General features: G+C 63.1%; 1 protein-coding gene. It reads right to left on the bottom strand.

The genetic code is table 11. The annotated features are described in order from the left end of the window. Positions 1–488 (bottom strand): autotransporter outer membrane beta-barrel domain-containing protein (locus tag BEI65_RS26600; protein WP_157765486.1); only part of this gene is annotated, 488 nt, incomplete at both ends.

Genomic DNA, 488 nt, shown 5'->3' on the forward strand with positions numbered 1-488 from the left:
GACAGCGTGGCATTCTTGTTCACCGCCACCTCTGCACTGGCTTTCAGCACCGCACCGTCACGCGAGGCCGACACGCTGTTCACCACAAACGGCGAGTTGCCGCCGTTGAAGCGCAGCCCGGTGCCGCGATCCAAATCGCCGTACTGATGCTGCCAGCCCAGCTCGCTGCGCAGCGCCACCGAAGTGGTTTTGCTCGCCTGCCACTGGGTATCAGCTCGCAGCCCCAGCGTCGACACCGTGGCGTCGGTGTGCTGTTTGTCGCCGTGCAGCGCCGCTGCCCCGCCGTCTTCCGAGATACCGTTGTTCTGGAAGTTGATGTACGCCAGGTTGGCGAACGGCTCCAGATTGACCCAGTCAGCCTTCACGCTGTAACCCGCCTCGGCGAACACCTGCTCGGTGCGCGCGCTGTATTTCGCGGTTTCGCGATCTGATTGCATGCCGTAATTGACCGAGCGCGAGGTATCGAAACGGTGCCAGGTGTAGCCACC

This window comes from Serratia sp. BW106, from assembly GCF_002607755.1.
Taxonomy (GTDB): domain Bacteria; phylum Pseudomonadota; class Gammaproteobacteria; order Enterobacterales; family Enterobacteriaceae; genus Serratia; species Serratia proteamaculans.